Source organism: Blautia sp. Marseille-P2398 (genome assembly GCF_964240315.1).
Lineage (GTDB): Bacteria > Bacillota > Clostridia > Lachnospirales > Lachnospiraceae > Blautia_A > Blautia_A wexlerae.
On the sequence record NZ_CAXSTD010000008.1, the window covers coordinates 1 to 20,741 of the forward strand.

The window sequence follows — 20,741 nt, forward strand, 5'->3', positions numbered from 1 at the left end:
TACTGCGCGAATTTATGCGATTAGCATAAATTCTGTGCATCGCGAAGCGTGTTGCTGGGAACGGAGTGAACAGTAACGAAAATGGTTACTCTTTGCGGGAATTGTGTTATAATAGTCTTTGATTTATTGTTGCTGAAAAAAGTGAACAGTTTATAGCGAGCCTATTAAATGCATTATTTACGAGGACTGCTATAGTAATTATACAAAACCGTAAGAGGGGGATGAACATTTGAAAAATTTTGAAGAAATTATGTCGGAACGAAAAAACCGTATAGAAGCCAGAAAGGACGAGCTGATCCGCAGGAGTCTGCTGTCTGAAGAATTTCTGGAAATGATCCAGAAAAATAAAAGGCCCTTTGATCTGCTGATGTCTTACTATCAGTGTGCTGTCATGGAGATTGAGACAAAATTCAGAGTGCTGAATCAGGAGTATTCCCTGGAATATGATAAAAATCCTATCGAGGGTATTAAAACCAGAATTAAATCTTATGACAGCATTGTGCGGAAAATACGCAGAAAAAATATTCCCATGTCTTTAACTGCTATAGAAGAAAATATCAAGGATATCGCAGGTGTCCGGGTAATCTGTTCTTTTCCGGAGGATATCTATGAGTTGGCAGACAGCTTTCTGCGTCAGGATGATATTGTACTGATCGAGAAAAAAGATTATATAAAAAATCCAAAACCCAGTGGTTATAGAAGCCTGCATCTGATCGTGCAGGTGCCTATCTTTCTGCAGAAAAACAAAAAAATGGTAAATGTGGAAGTCCAGTTTCGAACTATTGCCATGGATTTCTGGGCAAGTCTGGAACATAAGCTTCGCTATAAAAAAGATATCCCGGCAGATCAGGCACAGCAATTGCAGGAGGAGCTTCTGGCGTGTGCCACCCAGAGTGCTCAGTTGGATAACCGGATGCAGGAAATTCGTAATCAACTGGTCAGCAGAGCTGATAAGGGGAATCAATCCTGAGAAAGTTCCTTATTTCAGGAACTTCCTCAATAATTTTTCATAAATTTTTCTATATGGCTGGTATCTCATTGGCAGATCCAGCCATGTTTTTTTGTCTACAATACTCTTATAGTGGGAGAAGGTATGAAAACCGTCTTTGCCATGGTAGGAACCCATTCCGCTTTCACCAAAGCCGCCAAATCCCATCTCACTGGTTGCCAGGTGGATGATGGTGTCATTGACACATCCGCCTCCGAATCCACAGTGGGAAGTAACTTTTTCCGCAGCTTCTTTGTCGGAGGTGAAGATATATAGTGCCAGAGGATGTGCCATGGAGTTGACCTTTTCGATGGCCTCATCCAGGGAATCATAGGCCAGCACAGGAAGCACAGGACCGAAGATTTCCTCCTGCATTACTGCATCCCCGAAGGTTACATTATCCATAACAGTAGGAGCGATCTGAAGAGCTCCCGGATTGTTGTCACCGCCACAGACTACCTTGCTGGGATCGATCAGATTGCAGATACGAGTAAAGTGTTTTTCATTAATAATTTTCCCATAATTCTTATTATTCAGAGGTGTGGAACCAAACTGTTTCCTGATCTGTTTCTGGATCTGTCGGATCAGTTCATCCTTGATTTCTCTGTCGCAGTAAATATAATCAGGTGCTACACAGGTCTGACCACAGTTGAGATATTTTCCAAATACAATTCTTCTGGCTGCAAGTTTCAGGTTGGCATTTTTCTCTACAATGCAGGGGCTTTTACCGCCCAGCTCCAGGGTAACCGGGGTCAGATGTACAGATGCTTTTGCCATTACTTCCCTGCCAACATGCTGGCTTCCTGTAAAGAAAATATAGTCAAAATGTTCATTGAGAAGAGTGTTATTTTCCGCACGTCCGCCGTTTACCACAGCCACATACTGGGGATCAAAACATTCGGTGATAATGGTTTCAATCACCCGGCTGGTGTGAGGAGAGTAGGCACTTGGTTTCAGTACAACTGTATTTCCGGCTGCAATCGCATCGATCAGCGGATCAATGGTGAGCAGGAAAGGATAATTCCATGGGCTCATAACCAGGACAACACCATAAGGAGATGGCTTCTTATAGCTTCTGGAAGCGAACTGGGCAAGGGGAGTCAGTACTGTTTTTTCTTTTGCATAGGAAGGTGTATGGCGGATCATGTAGCTGAGTTCTGAGAGCACAAGTCCCACTTCACACATATAGGATTCAAAGTTACTTTTTCCAAGGTCACGTTTCAGTGCTTCATTGATCAGTGGTTCATATTTCTGAATACAGGTCTTTAATTTTTTTAAGGCATCCAGCCTTTTTTCTACCGGTAAAGTGGCACCTGTGTAAAAATAGCTGCGTTGTTTCTGAACGATTTCTTTAATTTCTGTTTCTGTCATAATACATTATTTCCTTATATAATATAGATATCAGGTAACTATTGAGAGTCTGCAGGTTCCTGTATTTTGATATTTTTATAAAAAACGCTTTGCAGGATAGAAGAATATTAACAGTTACTTCTCAGCTTCTGAGGTATTTTCCTTGGAAGTCAGAGACATCAGCATGTAATAAAATTTCTCCAGTTCGGAGGCATCCATAAGCTTCGGCACAGGATACAGAGGATTGGCCTCTTTATCTGCATAATGGGCAAGCTTGGGGATATCTGTTTCCTGAATTTCTTTTACGATATTTACGATTCCAAATCGCTCTTTCATCTCTTCAATTGCCCGGATAAAAAGCTCTGTTGCTTCATGGTCCGGCGTATTTTTGTCTGCAAGTCCTGCTGCAATGGCAAGTCTGTGGAGCTTTTTGTCAATGCAGGAGCCATATTCCCGAAGTACCAGCGGCAGCAGAATGGCATTGGCAAGTCCATGGGGAACGTTGTACTGTCCACCCAGAGAGTGAGCGACTGCATGAACATATCCTACATAGGATTTGGTAAAAGCACAGCCTGCGTAGAAGGAGGCGTGGAGCATATTTCGTCTTGCCTGAATATTATCGCCATGCTCATAGGCAATGTCTATATTTTCAAAAATCAGTTTTACCGCTTTTAATGCATCCCTGCGTGTATCAATGGTGGTGGAATTGCCGATATATGCCTCCACTGCGTGAGTCAGGGCATCCATACCTGTAGTTGCGGTGATAAATGGGGGCAGGCTTAAGGTAACCTTGGGATCCAGCACTGCATAGCGGGGAATCAGCGGGAAATCGTTGATTGCGTATTTGTATCTGGTGTCTGCATCTGTGATAACAGCGGCGAGAGTGGTCTCACTTCCTGTTCCGGCAGTGGTTGGAACTGCCATGAGAAGGGGAAGTTTCTTATGCACCTTCAGGATTCCTTTCATCTGGGCCAGAGACTGATTGGGTTTAACCGCACAGGCACCGACTGCCTTGGCACAGTCCATGCTGGAACCGCCGCCGAAACCGATGATGGCATCACAGCCCTCTTTATGGTAAAGCTCCAGGGCTTCGCGGACATTGACAGTAGTAGGGTTGGCAACTGTTTTATCATAAATGGTATAGGGGATGCCGGCCTCCTTTAAAGCTTTTTCCAGTCTTCTGGTAAGTCCAAGCGTCATGATACCGCCATCTGTAATGATCAGAACATGGGTGCATTTGTGGCGCATGATGATTTCGGGAAGTTCTCTGACACTTCCTGCGATTTTGGGTTTTCTGTAAGGTAAAAAGGGAATTGCAATGTGAAAAGCCTTTTGGAAAGCCCTGCAATATATTTTTCTGAGAGTGTTCATGGATAATTCCTTTCTTGACGGCAGCCTGCTGTTTTTCAGACTGCCGGACAGCAGTTACTTCAGAAAAAAATATAACAAGGTAAAAAAGAAAAGTCAATATATTTTGATATTCAAAACTATAAACAGGACAGGGCATACTAAAGGGAACTATCCAATCTTTTTCTGCGGTTCAGACTTGGTTTCATACAAATGAAAGAGTTAATCCCTGGCTATGCTGGGGCGAATAGTGTAGTAGTGATGAGTTACCCCAAATTTGTGGAAGCCAGATATTAAAAACAGATAAGAAAAAAGGTCATAAGGGATGCGCAGAAATATGGTTTATATCCATAAAATTTTACGAAACTACGAAAATCAGTTGACAATAAAGTAAGTTTATACTAACCTAAAGTTAGTGAAGTATAACACTGCTATGAAACAGCAGTGCTATATGAAAGAAATTTGCTCCACAGAAAGTGGATATGAGGGAGGAATGAAAAAATGTTTCTGCAGATACAGGGTATTAAGAAGTCTTTTGGTGCAGGGGACAGCCGGGTGGATGTGCTGAAGGGGCTGGATCTTGACATTGAGAGAGGGGAGTTTTGTGTGCTTCTGGGACCGTCCGGTTCCGGTAAGTCCACGCTTCTGAATATTATCGGTGGGATTGACAGTGCGGATGAGGGAAATCTGGTCATAGACGGGGAACGTCTGGCAGATATGTCGGAGAAGAAACTGTCTTTGTACAGACGTAAGCATCTGGGATATATTTTTCAGATGTATAATCTGATCCCAAATCTTACAGTGCGGGAGAATATAGAGGTGGGAGCCTATCTCAGTGATAAGCCGCTGGATGTAGATGAACTGCTCCATACGCTGGGAATCTATGAGCACCAGAGAAAGCTTCCCAACCAGCTTTCCGGCGGTCAGCAGCAGAGGACTGCTATCGGCCGTGCCATTGTAAAGAATCCGGACATTCTTCTCTGCGATGAGCCTACAGGAGCACTGGATTATAAGACCTCCAAGGAAATCCTGAAGCTGATCGAGACGGTAAACCAGAAATACGGCAACACCATCGTCATGGTAACGCATAACGATGCTATCAAAGATATGGCTGACCGGGTGGTGAAGCTCCGTGACGGCATGATCCGTAAAAATTATTTGAATGAACATAAGATTCCGGCAGCAGAGTTGGACTGGTAAGGAGGCATATGGTCAACTACCCATCACCTAAAGGTAATGGGCTTGTAACTGCCCAGTCGTAGTAACGGCTTACGCCTCCGACCTTTTATCCCCAATAGGTATTGCTACCTAAAGTGACGCTACATCATAGGGTGGTTGACAGCGCCCTTTACAGACAAGATATACTCATCTGTAACTGTATCAGGTACTAAACTTCCCATGCTATACAGCAAACATTCTTTTACGGGTAAGATTTTACGCAATACGCGAGTTTTGTATTGCAACCTCATATCTTGTCAATGCACAAAAGAGTGTCTTTGATGAGCAGCACATCTAACGGTTTTCTCTTTAAAAACTGCTACGGTTATTGTAGCATATTGGATAATAATTTACAAGGCTCCTCCCACCGCCTAAAGGCAGTGGGTTTTTGCCTATGACAAAGGAAAGGAGTTATTTATGAAAAATCCTTTACGCAAACGTCTGCCCAGAGAACTGAAGGGGGAACTGGGAAAATATCTGGTGGTCTTTATTTTGATGGTATTGACCATAGGAATGGTTTCCGGATTTCTGGTGGCTGACGGAAGTATGATTGTTGCTTATAATGATGGATTTGACAAATACAATATAGAAAACGGAAATTTCCGTACCAATCAGCAGATATATAAAAGCCAGAAAGAAGAAATCCAGAATCTGGGAATAAAGCTGTATGAAAATTTCTATATTGAAGAACTTCTGGATAATGGAAGTACCATGCGCTTTTTCAAAAACAGGACAGAAATCAATGGAGTATGTCTGATGCAGGGAGAATTTCCCAAAGCAACAGGGGAAATTGCAATTGACCGTATGTATGCAGACAATAATGAACTGAAGGTGGGAGACACCTTGAAGAGCCAGAGCGGTAAGCAGACCTGGAAGATTACAGGGCTTGTGGCTCTGTCTGATTACAGCTGTCTTTTTCAGAATAATAATGATTCCATGTTTGATTCTGTGAAATTCGGAGTTTCTGTGGTAACACCGGAGGAGTTTGATACCCTGGATCAGGATAAGCTCCAGTACAATTATTCCTGGATCTATGACAAACAGCCCAAAACAGAAAAAGAGGAAAAGGACGTTTCAGAAGAACTGATGGAAAATATAGGGGAAATCGTTACCCTGGAAGCTTTTGTACCCAGATATCTGAATCAGGCCATCACCTTTACCGGAGATGATATGGGAAGTGACAAGGCTATGATGATTATATTGTTATACATTGTAATTGTCATTATGGCTTTCGTATTCGGAATTACCATCAGTAATACGATTCGCAGGGAATCAGGGGTGATCGGCACACTCAGAGCTTCCGGCTATACCAGGAGAGAACTGATCCGGCACTATATGGCACTGCCTGTCCTTGTTACACTGGTGGGAGCCCTGGTGGGAAATATTCTGGGATATACAGTATTTAAAAATGTATGTGCAGGAATGTATTATGGCAGCTATAGCCTGCCTACCTATGTGACCGTATGGAGCGCAGAAGCTTTTCTGCTTACAACAGTAGTTCCGGTGATCATTATGCTGGTGGTGAATTATGGAGTTCTCCGACACAAATTGCGTCTTTCCCCGCTGAAATTCCTGCGCAGGGATCTTTCTGGCAGAAAGAAGAAAAAAGCAATTTATTTAAGCCCTGTTATAAAAATCTTTTCCAGATTTCGCCTTCGTGTGATCTTTCAGAATATGAGCAATTATCTGGTACTGTTTATCGGGATTATCTTTGCCAACCTGCTGTTGATGTTTGGATTACTCCTTCCTTCGGCCTTATCTCATTATCAGGTGGAAATCCAGAATAATATGCTGGCAAAATATCAGTATATGCTTCAGGTTCCGGTAAGTGCAGCCAGTGGAAACAAATTTGACAGTCTGTTTTCTATACTGGAATTCTATATGTCTGCGGAAACAAAGAATGAAGATGCAGAAGAGTTTTCAGCATATTCTTTAAATACTCTTCCCGGAAAGTATAAGAGCGAGGAGGTTCTTTTGTATGGAATCGAGCCGGACAGCAGATATGTAAAGGCTGATCTTGATAAAGGAATCTATATTTCCAGTGCTTATGCGGACAAATATGGGATTCATCCCGGAGATACCATTACCCTGAAGGAAAAGTATGAAAAGGAACAGTATTCTTTTAAGGTAACAGGAATTTATGATTATACGGCAGGCCTGTGTGTATTTATGACCAGAACTCAGCTGAACGAAACCTTTGATCTGGGAGAAGATTATTACAGCGGCTATTTTTCTGATACCAGGATTACAGATATCAAAGACAAATATATTGGGTCAGTGGTGGACCTGGATGCACTGACCAAGATTTCCAGACAGCTGGATGTATCTATGGGAAGTATGATGGGAATGGTAAATGGATTTGCTATTGTGATCTATATGGTACTGATCTATCTTCTTTCCAAGATCATTATCGAAAAAAATGCCCAGTCTATCTCAATGGTAAAAATCCTGGGCTATACAAATGGCGAGATCAGCAGGCTGTACATTCTGTCTACTTCAATGGTAGTAGTGCTCTGTCTGCTTGTCAGTCTTCCAATAGAAACGGCGGTTATGAAGGTTCTGTTCAGGGAGATGATGCTGTCAAGCATTTCCGGCTGGATTACGCTCTGGATCGACCCGATGATCTATGTGCAGATGTTTGCAGCAGGAATCATTACATACGGAATCGTTGCTTTGCTGGAATTTCGGAGAGTGAAGAAGGTTCCTATGGATGAAGCCTTAAAAAATGTCGAGTAGGACAAAATTTGATAAAAATTTGACATTGTCTGGAATTTGTGGTACGGTTACACAGGAAACTGTTAGAGCGACACGCTCTAGACCAATCAGTTGGAATAGGAGATTATTATGAGAAAAAGAACAACTTCAAGAGCAAAGGAAACTATTAAAGAAGCAACAACAAAGGCTACAGAAGCAGTCAAAGAGACAGTTGAGAAAACAACTGTAAAGGCTTCAGAAGTAATTGAAGAAGCAAAAGACGCTGCAGCTGATATTGCGAAGGCTCCGGTTGTAGAAGAAGCAAAAGAAACTGTAAAGAAAGCAGTAAAAGAAGTGGCTAAAAATATCGACATCAAAAAATTCGCAGAAACAACTATCGAATTACCTGGTTTTGCAGTTACAATGAGCTCCATCGAGGAAGCAATCAAAAAAGACATCAAAGACAAAGGCATCGAAGGAAAAGAAATCAGCGTTTATGTAAATGTTGAGCAGAAAGCCGCTTACTACACAGTAGACGGACAGGGCTCTGACGATTACAGAATCGACCTGAATACATTATAATCTGTAAGCATTTTTTATAAACCGAAAATGGATGTCTGCAGGGATCCGGAAAGAAAATCTGCAGACATAAAAACAGCAGGATTGTTCATAGAATGAACAGACCTGCTGTTTTGCTTATTTATGATAGAACCACACTGCGGCGGATATGGATGATATCTCAGGAAGCTTTCTGCTCAAACAGATCCTCCCTTGTAATATTCTGTGCCCATTTCCCCTGGCGGTAATGATGGAATACCCATGGCCATTTCACAAACTCATCTGTACAGAGCAGGAAGTAAACCCACAATACCGGAAGCTTCAGGACAAAGGCCGCAAAAAATCCCAGAGGTACCGCATATACCCACATATCAATGGTATCGCAGATCAGTCCGAACTTCGTATCACCGCCTGCGCGGAATACCCCGGCGATCAGGGCTGTGTTTACCGCAGAACCCATAATATAATAGGTATTGATAAGCAGCATGTACTTCAAATAATGCATTGCCCCGTCACTTAAGGATGCAAATCTCAGGACCAGAGGCGTGATGGCAAATACGATCACACCGCCAATGGCACCGGCTATAATGGTCATCTTCAGCATTCTGGAAGCATACACCTTCGATTTCTCCAGATCCCCTTTTCCCATTACGTTTCCAAGAAGAATCGTTCCCGCACTGGCAATTGCAAAGCAGAACACAGAACCGATATTGCGGACAACCGTAACCAGAGAGTTGGCTGCAACGGCATCTGTTCCGAGATGTCCCAGGATCACAGAGTACATGGAGAAAGCAACACTCCAGGAAATGTCATTTCCAAGAGCGGGAAGTGACAGCCGGACGAAGTCGCCAAACAGCACCTTACTGCGGATAAACATAAAGGTCAGGTTCAATTTAACATCTTTGCTCAGGAAAGAAACGATCACGCATGCTGCCAGTTCGATCAGTCTGGAAGCAGCAGTTGCAATGGCAACACCTGTAGCCCCCAGCTTCGGTGCGCCGAAAAGCCCGAAGATAAAAGTAGCATTCAGGATAATATTCAATATAAAAGCCAGCATATTCAATGCCATACTGATCGTTACACGTCCGATACTGCGCAAAATCGCCAGATAAATCTCTGTAATTCCCCAGCAGAGATATGTAATTCCCATAATCCTCAGATAAGAAGAACCGATAGAGATCAGTTCCTGATCAGAAGTAAAAATCTTCATCATAAGCTGAGAAGCAGTAAATGCGATCAGTGCTACGATTCCCGAGATTATGATGGAAAAGCGGAGGGCAATTCCCTCGATCGCATGAATAGCCTGCATATTATTTTTTCCGAAATACTGCGCACACAGAAGAGATGCGCCTGTACCAAGTCCATAATATACCATAAACAGGATATTGGAGTAATTGGCAGCCAGAGACACCGCAGAAATCGCAGACTGTCCCACATAATTAAGCATAATTACATCTGCGGAGTTAACCGCTGCACTGAGCAGATTCTGGATAATGATCGGAATCGTCAGTTTAAGCATCTGCCGGTAAAAATTATCCTTACCGGCCGATAATGTGTTTATCATATTTACCCCCGTAATAAGTATTTGCCCGATCAGGCAGTTTTATAAGTCTGCTTTCAGCATAATCCTTCCGGCAGAAAAACGCTATCGGTATTTTGACTGATTTCTACGTTATTTTGACTTTTGAGCCCTTAAACAAATCAACTTTGCTTATAATACCTTGCACAAAAGAAGTCGGACTGATATAATTCGTATGTATTTTGAGAGGAATACATACTGTGACTGATAAAAAATATAATGGGAGAAGTTTATGGCGACATTACAGCAATTAGATATGAATATTTTACTGTGGATCCAGGAACATTTAAGGGTGGATGCCCTGACTCCGTTCTGGAGAGCAGTCACCTTCCTTGGAAACGGAGGATGGTTCTGGATCGTATTATGTGTGCTTCTGATCTGTTTCGGGAAAACACGCAAAACAGGAGTGACAGCGGCACTCTCGCTGCTGTCAGGGTTTCTGATCACAAATCTGCTGATAAAAAATGCAGTAGCCCGTCCAAGACCTTTTGATACTTATACACAGATCATTCCGCTGATTACCAGACCGAAAGACTATTCATTTCCATCCGGCCATACCTGCGCTTCCTTTGCCGTTGCACTGGTCTGTCTGCGGATGCTGCCCGGGAAATGGGGAATTTTACCTGTTGTTCTGGCCGGAATGATTGCTTTTTCCAGACTCTATCTGGGCGTACATTATCCGGGGGATGTTCTGGCAGGATTTCTGGTGGCATTGCTCACAAGTACAGTGGCATGCAGGCTGATGCGGAGAACATTTTCACCTCAGAAAAGCTGATCGGTTCAGAAGAAAACTTCCGGGGGGAAATACAAAAAAGATATGCAAAAATCAGCAGAAAAATATTCGAATGTAAAGTGTAAAGGATAATCTTGTAATGAACAAAAATGAAATCTATATAAAGAGCGGAACCAATTACAAAGAAATGACAAAGGAACTGCTGGCACAGTGCGGCCTGGCGTCTGTAATTTCAGATAAAAAGATGCAGATTGGTATCAAGCCTAATCTTGTATCACCTTCCGAGGCTTCATGGGGAGCTACCACACATCCGGAAATTGTGGCGGGAATTATTGAGTATCTGCAGGAAAACGGATATGGAAATATTGCCATTCTGGAAGGCTCCTGGGTGGGAGATAAGACCACAGAAGCATACGAAGTATGCGGATATCGTGAACTAACGGAAAAATATCAGGTGCCTTTTTGGGATATGCAGAAAGACAAGGGGATTGAAAGAGATTGCAGGGGGATGAAACTGAATGTCTGTGAACGTGCGGCAAATATTGATTTTCTGATCAATGTTCCGGTATTGAAAGGCCATTGTCAGACAAAGATCACATGTGCATTGAAAAATATGAAAGGATTGATCCCCAATACAGAGAAGCGTCATTTTCATGCGATGGGACTGCATGAACCGATTGCACATCTGAATGCGGGGCTCCATCAGGATTTTGTCGTGGTTGATAACATTTGCGGGGATCTGGATTTCGAGGATGGCGGAAATCCGGTAGTGATGAACCGTATCTGGGCGGGGACGGATCCGGTACTGATCGATTCTTATGTATGTCAAATCATGCATTATACAACGAAAGATGTACCGTATATTGAACTGGCAGAGAAGCTTGGGGTTGGAAGTACTGATCTGAAAAATTCCCGCATCATATACTGTGAGGAAAATGCCCGCAAAGAACTTCCGAAATCAAGAAAAGTGGTAGAGCTTCAGGATGCAGTAGAAGAAGTAGAATCCTGCAGTGCCTGCTATGGTTATCTCATCCCGGCTCTGGAAATGCTTAAAAATGACGGCCTTTTCGAGAAACTGGACACGAAAATCTGCATCGGCCAGGGATACCGCGGAAAAACAGGAAAACTGGGTGTAGGTGCATGCACCTGTAAATTTGAACATAACGTAAAGGGATGTCCTCCAACAGAGAATCAGATTTATGATTTCCTGAAGCAGTATATTCTGGGAGAAAATAAATAATATGATATCAGGGTCCCAGAGCGTGTCTGAAAAAGGCTTTCTGCAAGATGTGCGTCACAATTTGTGGGATATTTTGCCCGGATGATGGCGCCGTAGTGGGCTACGGCAACTGAATTCGGGTGAAATATCCCACAAAGTGGGGCGTGCAGATTGCGGGAATGATTTTTCAGACACACTCTAGTACATCGTTTTCGAAATAACTATACCACTCACTTGTCTGCGAATCCGATTGCACAGGTCTAAAAGCCTCAGCGTAGCCCGCTACGCCTGCGTTTTTATACCAGCACACTCGAATCCGCATCCTACGCGATTGGTATAGTTATTTACGAAACGATGTACTAGGTTCAAAAAGTCGTTCGTGCCTGCATGATAAGACTTTTGAATCTGGAACCCTGTTTGATTTTACAATGCCATCTTTATCATCTGTATAATTTTATCCTGCTCAAATTTACTGCTGTCAAATGCCAGATGATACTGGGAAATATCTTTCCATTTCTTATCTGTAAAGTACTCATAATAAGTACGCCGTTCTTTATCCACTTTCTTAACCAACTTCTGTGCACTTTTTTCTTCCCGTCCCGTACGCTCGATGACAGTCTGTACACGATACTCAAATGGTGCATGGATAAATACGCTCAGGCATTTATTGTCGAGGATGTGATTGGCGCATCGGCCAACGATCACACAATCTTCTTTCTCAGCAGCATCCAGAATAATCTTTCGCTGAAGATCAAAGAGCACATCATTCATGGGAACAAAGTGAAAATCGCTGTCCATCTGAAGTTCATGGTCAATGGGAAAACGCCACTGGCTACCACGTTTCTCATCAACCTTGGCAAGCAGATCAAAAGGAATATTCTCTTTCTGAGCTGCAATATCGATCAGCTCTTTGTCATAAAAAGCAAATCCAAGCTCTTCTGCCAGAGCTTTACCGATCAGGCGGCCATTACTGCCGAGCATCCTGTTTATTGTAATCACGCGTTTACTCATAATCAAACCCTCCTTTATGACATCTCTGTTATTGAACGATATAGATTCAGGCGGATATTCGCAAATTGTACCTGTTATCTGCAATTAACAGTGATAAGTCTTTTATTTGTGAACATTATAACATTGATACTTGAAAAAATCCAGTAAAATATATAAAAAACCAAATATATTACGAAAATATTTGGGTACAGTGCACAAAAACGATTCGCAATGAAACAAATGATACAGTTAATCCGATAATATTTTGAAAAGTGTTTTTTTGGATAGTTTTATCAATAGACACTTTTGGCTGTCATATGCTAGAATTAGAGTAATATTTACAGCAAGCAGCAAAGCGGATGATATTGTCCGCCTGACCAGGATTACTGCCGAGTCAGAAGACGCCGGTAAAGTGAAAAATTTATTTATGAAATAGAGGATATTTATAGATTTTTTCTCTAAGTTATGGTATTATATTAAATTGGCTGTCTGACGACAGATCCGAGTCAAAATATTACAAGAGATATGAAAAGTATGTAAGAAAGGGATACGATACATAATGCTGAAAATCAAAAGCTATGTAAAGGTAAACAGTCTGGCGGAAGCTTATGAACTGAACCAGAAGAAAACAGCCCGTATTCTTGGGGGAATGGTCTGGATGAAAATGGGCAACAGAGCAATATCCACAGCGATTGATCTTTCCGGTCTGGGGCTGGATGCGATTTCGGAGAATGATGACGAATTTGTCATCGGATGTATGACTCCGCTTCATGACCTGGAGACAAATGAAGCTCTGAATACCTACACACATGGAGCTATGAAAGAAAGCCTTTGCCACATTGTAGGCGTACAGTTCAGAAACTGTGCCACTGTGGGAGGAAGCATTTATGGAAGATATGGTTTCTCAGATGTTCTGACCATGTTCCTGGGAATGGATACATGGGTAGAATTATATGATGCAGGCCGTATTCCACTGACTGAATTTGTAAATATGAAGAAGGACAATGACATCCTTGTAAATATCATCGTGCGAAAAGAGCCACTTCTTACCTGTTACTTAAGTCAGAGAAACATAAAAACAGATTTCCCGGTGCTGACCTGTGCAGCTTCTGTGATCGGAAATGAGGCAAGGACTGTGATAGGTGCCAGACCTGCACGTGCCATGATCGTGGAAGATAAGAAGCAGATCCTGAAGAATTTCCGGAACATGACAAAAAAGCAGAAGGAAGAGGCAATCGAAGCCTTTGCAGAATATGCGGCAGAGAACGTTCCTACTGCAGGCAATATGCGAGGATCAAAGGAGTACAGAACCCTTCTTGTAAAAGTACTGACAAGAAGAGCCTGGGAAGCAGTAGGAGGGATGAAAAATGAATATTAATTTCTGGCTTAACGGAGTGAACCGCCACGCAGAGATCTCCCCGGATACACTGCTGATCGATTTCTTAAGAAAACAGGGCTGTTTCAGCGTGAAAAGAGGCTGCGAAACTGCGAACTGTGGTCTTTGCACAGTTCTTATGGACGGTCGTCCGGTGCTTTCCTGCAGTACACTTGCAGCACGCATTGAGGGAAAGAAAATCGTTACATTGGAAGGAATGCAGAGAGAAGCGCAGGAGTTTGGAAGCTTTCTGGCGAATGAAGGTGCGGAACAGTGCGGTTTCTGCAATCCGGGATTTATCATGAATGTATTTGCGATGCTCAACGAGATCAAAGATCCCACAGAGGAGCAGATCAAAGAATATCTTGCGGGAAATCTGTGCAGATGTTCCGGTTTTGTTTCCCAGACAAGGAGTATCCTGAAGTTCCTGAAATATAAGAAAGCACAGGAGGAAGCATAAAGATGAAATATGTAAATCAACCTGTACGTAAAACAGATGCAATGTCACTGGTAACCGGAAAGCCTGTCTATACAGATGATCTGGCACCAAGGGACTGCCTGATCGTGAAGATACTGAGAAGTCCCCACGCCAACGCCTGGGTGGAAGATATTAAAACAGGTACTGCCGAGAAGGTGGCCGGAATTGCATGTATCCTTACCTATAAAGATGTGCCTCAGAAACGTTTTACCCTTGCCGGCCAGACTGCACCGGAGATGAGTCCGGATGACAGATTGATCCTTGACCGTCATGTACGTTTTGTGGGAGATGCAGTTGCCATTGTTGCGGGTGAGACAGAAGAGGCGGTAGATAAAGCATTGAAGAGAATCCGCGTAGATTACCGCGTGGAGACACCGGTTCTGGATATCCACAAGGCAAAAGATAATCCGATCCTGGTCCATCCGGAGGATGACTGGAAGCTGAAAATTCCTCTTGGCGGAGACAACAAAAGAAACTTATGTGCATCTGCAGTGGAAGAACATGGAAATGTAGATGAAGTTCTGGCAAAGTGTAAATATACTGTAGAGCGCACTTATCATACAAGAGCAAACCAGCAGACTATGATGGAGACTTTCCGCACAGCCTGCTATATGGATCATTTCGGCAGACTGATCGTTCTGTCCTCAACACAGATCCCATTCCATGTGCGAAGGATCGTTGGAAGGGCACTGGACATTCCTGCTTCCAAAGTACGTGTGATCAAGCCAAGGATCGGTGGCGGCTTTGGTGCAAAGCAGACCTCTGTCAGTGAGATCTATCCGGCGATCGTGACCTGGAAAACAGGCCGCCCGTCCAAGATGATCTTTTCCAGATATGAGTCCATGATCTGCTCTTCACCGCGCCATGAGATGGAGATCACAGTACGTGCAGGTGCAGATGAAAATGGTATCATCAAGGCAATTGATCTTTATACTTTGTCCAACACTGGGGCATACGGAGAACACAGTTCTACAACAGTAGGACTCAGCGGTCATAAATCAATCGCTCTTTACAGACATACAGAAGCCCACAGGTTTGCTTTTGATGTTGTCTATACAAATGTGCAGGCTGCAGGTGCCTATCGTGGTTATGGTGCAACCCAGGGTATTTTTGCAGTGGAATCTGCAGTAAATGAGCTGGCACATAAGATGGGAATGGATCCTGTTAAGGTAAAAGAAATGAATATGCCTGTAGAGGGCGGTCCTCTTCCGGGATATCCGGATGTTCCTTATGCACAGAGCTGTTCCATGGACCGCTGTATGGCGCGCGCCAAAGAGATGATGGACTGGGATTCCAAATATCCATGCAGGGATATGGGAAATGGAAAGGTCCGCGGAGTCGGTGTTGCCATGGCTATGCAGGGATCCTCTATTGCAGGAGTTGACGTAGGCGGCGCAGATATTAAGCTGAATGAAGATGGTTCTTATACACTGGCACTTGGATGTACGGATATGGGAACAGGCTGTGATACCGTTATGGCGCAGATTGCGGCTGACTGTCTGAATACGCCTATGGATAACATAGTAGTATTCAGTGTGGATACGGATATTTCTCCTTATGATTCCGGTTCCTATGCTTCCGCTACAACCTATACCACCGGTGTAGCGGTTATGAAGGCCTGTGAGGAGCTGAAGAAAAAAATCTGTAAGCTTGGCGCAGAGATGATGGAAGTAGATGAGGGAAAAGTTGATTTTGACGGATCCTGTGTATTCTATGATGAGACACTTGAGATAAGCGATGGGGCAGACGGAAATGCCGCAGGTCATATGACAGATGCAGAAGAGGGCTATAGTGTTGATATGGATGCCATCAGTTCTGAAAATGCCCAGAAGAAAGTTTCATTGGAAGATATTGCATTAAAGAGCACTTTCTTTAACAATATCGAGCTTCAGGTTGTGAAACAGCATTCTTCACCGATCTCGCCGCCGCCGTTTATGGTAGGTATGGCAGAAGTAGAGGTGGATACAGAGACAGGCAGTGTGGATGTTCTGGATTATGTGGCGGTTGTTGACTGCGGTACACCGATCAATCCGAATCTTGCACGTGTACAGACGGAGGGCGGTATTGCACAGGGAATTGGCATGGCTCTCTGGGAAGATGTACAATATACAGATAAAGGTAAGATCCGCAACAACTCTTTTATGCAGTATAAGATCCCAACCAGACAGGATATCGGAAATATCCGCGTGGATTTCGAGTGCAGTTACGAAAAGAGCGGTCCTTTTGGTGCCAAATCCATTGGTGAGCTTGTAATTGATACTCCATGTCCGGCACTGGCTGAGGCAATTTATAATGCAACAGGTGTGCGTCTGACAGAGCTTCCGATGACTCCTGAGAAGATTGCCATGGAGATTTTGAAAAACCGCGAATCCATCCGGTCAGGGACAAAGGTGGAAGAATGAGAGAATTATGCCTTGCCTGTGCAGGTTTTGCCCTGGAGTTTATAGTTTTTTATGCAGCAGGCATTGTTCTGGTCCGGATATTGAAAGTAAAAGGGGATTGTTCCCTGACTTTCATACTGGGATATCTGGTTTACTTTGCAGTGTTTGAACTGGTGATCGTACCAATGACGCTGAAATGGGTATCCCTGACAGCTGCGGCTTATATATGGGCAGGAATCATGGCTCTGGTTATCTGCGCAGCTGTGATCTGCACAATAAAAAAACAACGGAGAATACGTGCCGGACAAACGGAAACATGCAGTGGAATTTTTGGAAGCATTTCTGAAATATGGAAAAATCACTCTGTGATGATTATCCTTGCAGGTGCCATAGTATTGCTGCAGTGTCTGATTGTGATCTTTTACGAGGATACAACAGTAGATGCGGCGTATTATGTAGGTACAGTGAGTACTTCTGTATACACAGATACTCTTGGCAGATATAATCCCTTTAACGGAGCGATCCAGAAGGCATTTCAGGCCAGATATGTTTTTTCCGCATATCCGATGCATAATGCAGTTTGGTGCAGACTTCTGGGAATCCATCCCATTGTGCAGGCAAAGCAGGTAATGTCATGTATGAATGTAGTGACTGCCAATCTGATCATTTATCAGATCGGTAAGAGACTGTTTGACGGAAACAGGAAGAAAGCAGATTTGATGCTTGTTTTTGTCTGTGTTTTACAGCTGTTTTGCGGTACGATTTATTCCTCCGGAACTTTTTTCTTTACCAGAAGCTACGAGGGAAAAGCCATCCTTGCCAATATTGCTATCCCTGCAGTTCTCATGTGTGCCGTCTGGTATCTGCAGGAGAAAAACAGCAGGAATGTCTGGATCATATTGTTTGTCACAGCGGTCAGTGCGCTGACATTTTCCGGTTCTGCTATCATCTTTCCGATCGTGATCGCAGCGGGAATGGCTCCGGCGGCAGTTATGAATAAGAGATTTTCAGGGCTGGTATATTGTGCAGTGTGTATGCTTCCGTCGGCATTATATGCAACTGTATTTTTTGCATGCAGAATCGGTCTGCTGACGCTGGCTGCATCATAATACAGAAAGGAGAAAAAAATGGCAGGTGTAACAATTCAGGAACTGGGACTGCGCTTTGTTGATGCATGTATGAGGCTGTACTGGGGTTCCTGCTGGTATCCTCTTCTGTTTGCTGTAGGACTGATCTGCACACTGGTCCTGGGGAGAAAAAGAAAGTCCGGGATATTTGTCGGCTATACAGTATTTCTGCTGCTGACAGTATATAATCCGCTGGTTGTAAAATATCTTATCGCAAAGGTGAAGTTTGAGAATGAATATTACCGGTTTATCTGGATTCTTCCTGTGATCCCGGCGGTTGCCTACTATGGAGTCAGACTTGTGACCGCTTTTAGAAAGACCTGGATAAAAGTTCTTATGGCTGCAGCTGTGCTGACAGGTTTTGTGATCTTGGGAAATCCGCTGGACGGGGTAGTGACCAATTTTGCAATGGCAGAGAATATTTATAAGGTGCCCAATGATCTGCGTGCAGTCTGCGACGTGATCCACCAGAACCAGGAGAATGATTTTCCAAGGGTTGTTTTTGACGGCAGTCTTAACAGCATTGTGCGACAGTATGATGCGGGGATCGCCACTGTAATAAGTAGAAATGCAAGTATCTACAGATCAGGCAGTACAGTGGCGGGAAACTATGATGAGAACAGCAGTTTCTATAAAAGACAGAAAGCATTGCTGGATGTGATCGATTATCATATCTATGAAGATAAAGAAGGGTTTCAGGCTGCGTTGAAGAAATCAAAGACAGATTTCGTAGTAACACAGATCGGGCTGGTTGACCATGATTTTCTGACAGAGTGTGGTTGTGAACTGATTGCACAGACGGAATCCTGCTACATTTACAGATTTGATTATAGCAATCCTCGTAAATAATGCATATTGATCCGGCTCATCAGAGCGTGAAATTCTGCCAAGCTGTTTCAAATGCATTAATTAAGAGGCGTGCTATGATCGAAATATCATATATCTTACAAGAGAAGGAGAAAAGAAATGAAAAGTAACATAAAAAGACTTTCGTTCTGCCTTTCAGCACTGATGCTGCTGATACTGGCAAGTCCGCTGACTGTACTTGCAGCAGAGGAAGAGGTGGCTGCATCTGCGAAATTTTACGGCACATTCTGGTCGTTGGTTCCGCCGCTTGTTGCCATTGCACTGGCACTGATCACCAAAGAAGTATACAGTTCACTGTTTGTAGGAATACTGGTTGGTGCACTGTTCTACTCTAATTTTAATTTCGAAGGAACAATCCTTCATATTTTTGAAGGCGGAATGATCAGCGTTCTGACAGATTCTTATAATATGGGTATCCTGATCTTCCTTGTTATTCTGGGAACCATGGTATGCCTGATGAACAGGGCAGGCGGTTCCGCAGCATTCGGACGCTGGGCCGGTAAGAGGATTAAAAGCAGAGTTGGTGCGGAACTCTCAACCATCATTCTTGGTGTACTGATCTTTATTGACGATTATTTTAACTGTCTGACAGTAGGAAGCGTTATGCGTCCTGTGACAGATAAGCACAATGTGTCCCGCGCAAAGCTGGCGTACCTGATCGATGCCACAGCAGCACCGGTATGTATCATTGCACCGATTTCTTCATGGGCTGCGGCAGTCAGCGGATTTGTAGAAGGAGAGGATGGAATTACCCTGTTTGTACATGCAATTCCCTATAACTTCTACGCACTGCTTACGATCTTCATGATGGTGGCAATGGTTCTTATGAAAGTAGAATTCGGAACAATGGGTGTTCATGAGACAAATGCTTTAAAAGGCGATATCTACACAACACCTGCACGTCCTTATGCAAACGCGGCTGAAGATGAGAAAAGTAATCCGCGTGGCAAGGTGATCGATCTTCTGATCCCGATCGTAAGCCTTGTAATATGCTGCGTAATCGGTATGATCTATACAGGTGGTTTCTTTAGCGGAACTGACTTTGTAACTGCATTTTCACAGAGTGATGCATCTGTGGGACTGGTGCTTGGAAGCTTCTTCGGACTGGTTATCACGATTGTTTTATATCTGATACGTCGTGTTATGAATTTCAGAGACTGTATGGCGTGTATTCCGGACGGATTCAAGGCAATGGTACCTGCGATCCTGATCCTTACTTTTGCCTGGACATTGAAGGCCATGACAGACAGCCTTGGTGCATCTGTATTTGTATCTGCAATTGTTAAAAGCTCTGCAGGCGGGCTGATGAATTTCCTTCCTGCAATTATCTTTGTGATCGGGGCTGTTATCGCATTTGCGACAGGTACTTCATGGGGAACCTTTGGTATCCTGATCCCGATTGTTGTTAATGTATTCTCAGGAACAAATCATGAACTGATGATCATCTCTATTTCTGCATGTATGGCAGGTGCTGTATGTGGAGATCACTGTTCACCGATTTCCGATACAACCATCATGGCATCAGCAGGTGCACAGTGTGAACATGTAAATCATGTCAGCACACAGCTTCCCTATGCAATGGTTGCAGCAGCAGTATCTTTCCTGACTTATATTATCGCAGGATTTGTACAGACAGCATGGATCGCACTTCCGGCAGGAATCATTCTTATGGCGATCACCCTGGTGATCATCCGATTAAAATTCGACGATCTGAAAATGTAAATAAAATCGGGCAGTCAGCACAATGCATGACTGCCCATAATTTTTGACTTGTAACAAAATAATGCATCTTTTGTAACAAAATAAAAAACTTTACTTTTTTCGGTAATTATGATAA

The 20,741-nt window shown here is 43.4% G+C and carries 16 protein-coding genes and 2 pseudogenes; 13 read left to right on the plus strand and 5 right to left on the minus strand.

Annotation, left to right across the window (positions count from 1 at the left end):
- Positions 1-250 precede the first annotated feature (250 nt).
- A complete protein-coding gene (locus ACESZG_RS10130) occupies positions 251-970 on the plus strand; it encodes a GTP pyrophosphokinase family protein (protein WP_025578246.1) in 720 nt (239 codons plus the stop codon).
- A gap of 9 nt (positions 971-979) precedes the next feature.
- On the opposite strand, the gene ACESZG_RS10135 is transcribed toward ACESZG_RS10130, so the two are convergent.
- Both ACESZG_RS10135 and ACESZG_RS10140 read right to left on the minus strand, forming a co-directional pair.
- Positions 980-2,359, minus strand: a complete 1,380-nt coding sequence (locus tag ACESZG_RS10135; RefSeq protein ID WP_173679327.1) for an aldehyde dehydrogenase — start codon at positions 2,357-2,359, stop codon at positions 980-982.
- 114 nt (positions 2,360-2,473) lie between these two features.
- On the minus strand, positions 2,474-3,709 hold the full coding sequence (locus ACESZG_RS10140) for an iron-containing alcohol dehydrogenase (RefSeq protein WP_055057753.1): 1,236 nt from the start codon (positions 3,707-3,709) through the stop codon (positions 2,474-2,476).
- A 477-nt stretch (positions 3,710-4,186) separates the two neighbouring features.
- Here ACESZG_RS10140 and ACESZG_RS10145 point away from each other — a divergent pair, with 477 nt between their 5' ends.
- From ACESZG_RS10145 to ACESZG_RS10155, 3 genes are all read left to right on the plus strand, one after another.
- Positions 4,187-4,885: an ABC transporter ATP-binding protein gene (locus ACESZG_RS10145; protein ID WP_022381288.1), complete on the plus strand. Its 699-nt coding sequence runs from the start codon at positions 4,187-4,189 to the stop codon at positions 4,883-4,885.
- A gap of 435 nt (positions 4,886-5,320) precedes the next feature.
- Complete coding sequence (locus ACESZG_RS10150) at positions 5,321-7,639, plus strand: ABC transporter permease (RefSeq protein WP_161234042.1); 2,319 nt, start codon at positions 5,321-5,323, stop codon at positions 7,637-7,639.
- Positions 7,640-7,747: 108 nt separating this feature from the next.
- Positions 7,748-8,179 (plus strand): DUF6465 family protein, encoded by a 432-nt coding sequence (locus tag ACESZG_RS10155; RefSeq protein WP_008703348.1) that lies wholly within the window; start codon positions 7,748-7,750, stop codon positions 8,177-8,179.
- Positions 8,180-8,336: 157 nt separating this feature from the next.
- On the opposite strand, the gene ACESZG_RS10160 is transcribed toward ACESZG_RS10155, so the two are convergent.
- Positions 8,337-9,719 (minus strand): MATE family efflux transporter, encoded by a 1,383-nt coding sequence (locus ACESZG_RS10160; protein ID WP_161234043.1) that lies wholly within the window; start codon positions 9,717-9,719, stop codon positions 8,337-8,339.
- Positions 9,720-9,966: 247 nt separating this feature from the next.
- Here ACESZG_RS10160 and ACESZG_RS10165 point away from each other — a divergent pair, with 247 nt between their 5' ends.
- Positions 9,967-10,509, plus strand: a complete 543-nt coding sequence (locus ACESZG_RS10165; protein WP_008703344.1) for a phosphatase PAP2 family protein — start codon at positions 9,967-9,969, stop codon at positions 10,507-10,509.
- Positions 10,510-10,606: 97 nt separating this feature from the next.
- On the plus strand, positions 10,607-11,707 hold the full coding sequence (locus ACESZG_RS10170) for a DUF362 domain-containing protein (RefSeq protein WP_161275809.1): 1,101 nt from the start codon (positions 10,607-10,609) through the stop codon (positions 11,705-11,707).
- Here the strand turns inward: ACESZG_RS10170 and ACESZG_RS10175 are convergent.
- Positions 11,665-11,817: pseudogene (locus tag ACESZG_RS10175) on the minus strand (DUF6783 domain-containing protein); the annotation flags it as partial. The gene ACESZG_RS10170 and the pseudogene ACESZG_RS10175 overlap by 43 nt on opposite strands.
- Between ACESZG_RS10175 and ACESZG_RS10180 the strand changes: the two are divergent.
- Positions 11,755-11,907: pseudogene (locus ACESZG_RS10180) on the plus strand (DUF6783 domain-containing protein). The pseudogenes ACESZG_RS10175 and ACESZG_RS10180 sit on opposite strands and share 63 nt — an antisense overlap.
- A 202-nt stretch (positions 11,908-12,109) precedes the next feature.
- Here the strand turns inward: ACESZG_RS10180 and ACESZG_RS10185 are convergent.
- Positions 12,110-12,697, minus strand: coding sequence for an AAA family ATPase (locus tag ACESZG_RS10185; RefSeq protein ID WP_020993942.1), 588 nt, complete (start codon positions 12,695-12,697; stop codon positions 12,110-12,112).
- A gap of 538 nt (positions 12,698-13,235) precedes the next feature.
- Between ACESZG_RS10185 and ACESZG_RS10190 the strand changes: the two genes are divergently transcribed.
- The 6 genes from ACESZG_RS10190 (at position 13,236) to ACESZG_RS10215 (ending at position 20,626) form a co-directional block, all read left to right on the plus strand.
- The gene (locus tag ACESZG_RS10190; protein WP_008703340.1) at positions 13,236-14,054 is read left to right on the plus strand and encodes a xanthine dehydrogenase family protein subunit M; all 819 of its coding nucleotides are present in this window, start codon (positions 13,236-13,238) and stop codon (positions 14,052-14,054) included.
- The gene (locus tag ACESZG_RS10195) at positions 14,044-14,511 is read left to right on the plus strand and encodes a (2Fe-2S)-binding protein (RefSeq protein WP_008703339.1); all 468 of its coding nucleotides are present in this window, start codon (positions 14,044-14,046) and stop codon (positions 14,509-14,511) included. The genes ACESZG_RS10190 and ACESZG_RS10195 overlap by 11 nt, the downstream gene beginning before the upstream one ends.
- A 2-nt stretch (positions 14,512-14,513) precedes the next feature.
- Positions 14,514-16,931, plus strand: a complete 2,418-nt coding sequence (locus tag ACESZG_RS10200; protein WP_020993941.1) for a xanthine dehydrogenase family protein molybdopterin-binding subunit — start codon at positions 14,514-14,516, stop codon at positions 16,929-16,931.
- Positions 16,928-18,019 carry a DUF6077 domain-containing protein gene (locus ACESZG_RS10205; RefSeq protein ID WP_368208826.1) on the plus strand — a complete coding sequence of 364 codons (1,092 nt, stop codon included), beginning with the start codon at positions 16,928-16,930 and terminating at the stop codon, positions 18,017-18,019. The genes ACESZG_RS10200 and ACESZG_RS10205 overlap by 4 nt, the downstream gene beginning before the upstream one ends.
- A gap of 18 nt (positions 18,020-18,037) precedes the next feature.
- The gene (locus ACESZG_RS10210) at positions 18,038-18,886 is read left to right on the plus strand and encodes a hypothetical protein (protein WP_178004506.1); all 849 of its coding nucleotides are present in this window, start codon (positions 18,038-18,040) and stop codon (positions 18,884-18,886) included.
- A gap of 162 nt (positions 18,887-19,048) precedes the next feature.
- On the plus strand, positions 19,049-20,626 hold the full coding sequence (locus ACESZG_RS10215; RefSeq protein ID WP_370793421.1) for a Na+/H+ antiporter NhaC family protein: 1,578 nt from the start codon (positions 19,049-19,051) through the stop codon (positions 20,624-20,626).
- The last annotated feature ends 115 nt before the right edge of the window (positions 20,627-20,741 follow it).

Excerpts from the sequence above, each read along its gene's own strand:
- ACESZG_RS10130 (WP_025578246.1), top strand. The coding sequence starts at position 251 with ATGTCGGAACGAAAAAACCGTATAGAAGCCAGAAAGGACGAGCTGATC.
- ACESZG_RS10135 (WP_173679327.1), bottom strand. The coding sequence starts at position 2,359 with ATGACAGAAACAGAAATTAAAGAAATCGTTCAGAAACAACGCAGCTAT.
- ACESZG_RS10140 (WP_055057753.1), bottom strand. The coding sequence starts at position 3,709 with ATGAACACTCTCAGAAAAATATATTGCAGGGCTTTCCAAAAGGCTTTT.
- ACESZG_RS10145 (WP_022381288.1), top strand. The coding sequence starts at position 4,187 with ATGTTTCTGCAGATACAGGGTATTAAGAAGTCTTTTGGTGCAGGGGAC.
- ACESZG_RS10150 (WP_161234042.1), top strand. The coding sequence starts at position 5,321 with ATGAAAAATCCTTTACGCAAACGTCTGCCCAGAGAACTGAAGGGGGAA.
- ACESZG_RS10155 (WP_008703348.1), top strand. The coding sequence starts at position 7,748 with ATGAGAAAAAGAACAACTTCAAGAGCAAAGGAAACTATTAAAGAAGCA.
- ACESZG_RS10160 (WP_161234043.1), bottom strand. The coding sequence starts at position 9,719 with ATGATAAACACATTATCGGCCGGTAAGGATAATTTTTACCGGCAGATG.
- ACESZG_RS10165 (WP_008703344.1), top strand. The coding sequence starts at position 9,967 with ATGGCGACATTACAGCAATTAGATATGAATATTTTACTGTGGATCCAG.
- ACESZG_RS10170 (WP_161275809.1), top strand. The coding sequence starts at position 10,607 with ATGAACAAAAATGAAATCTATATAAAGAGCGGAACCAATTACAAAGAA.
- ACESZG_RS10185 (WP_020993942.1), bottom strand. The coding sequence starts at position 12,697 with ATGAGTAAACGCGTGATTACAATAAACAGGATGCTCGGCAGTAATGGC.
- ACESZG_RS10190 (WP_008703340.1), top strand. The coding sequence starts at position 13,236 with ATGCTGAAAATCAAAAGCTATGTAAAGGTAAACAGTCTGGCGGAAGCT.
- ACESZG_RS10195 (WP_008703339.1), top strand. The coding sequence starts at position 14,044 with ATGAATATTAATTTCTGGCTTAACGGAGTGAACCGCCACGCAGAGATC.
- ACESZG_RS10200 (WP_020993941.1), top strand. The coding sequence starts at position 14,514 with ATGAAATATGTAAATCAACCTGTACGTAAAACAGATGCAATGTCACTG.
- ACESZG_RS10205 (WP_368208826.1), top strand. The coding sequence starts at position 16,928 with ATGAGAGAATTATGCCTTGCCTGTGCAGGTTTTGCCCTGGAGTTTATA.
- ACESZG_RS10210 (WP_178004506.1), top strand. The coding sequence starts at position 18,038 with ATGGCAGGTGTAACAATTCAGGAACTGGGACTGCGCTTTGTTGATGCA.
- ACESZG_RS10215 (WP_370793421.1), top strand. The coding sequence starts at position 19,049 with ATGCTGCTGATACTGGCAAGTCCGCTGACTGTACTTGCAGCAGAGGAA.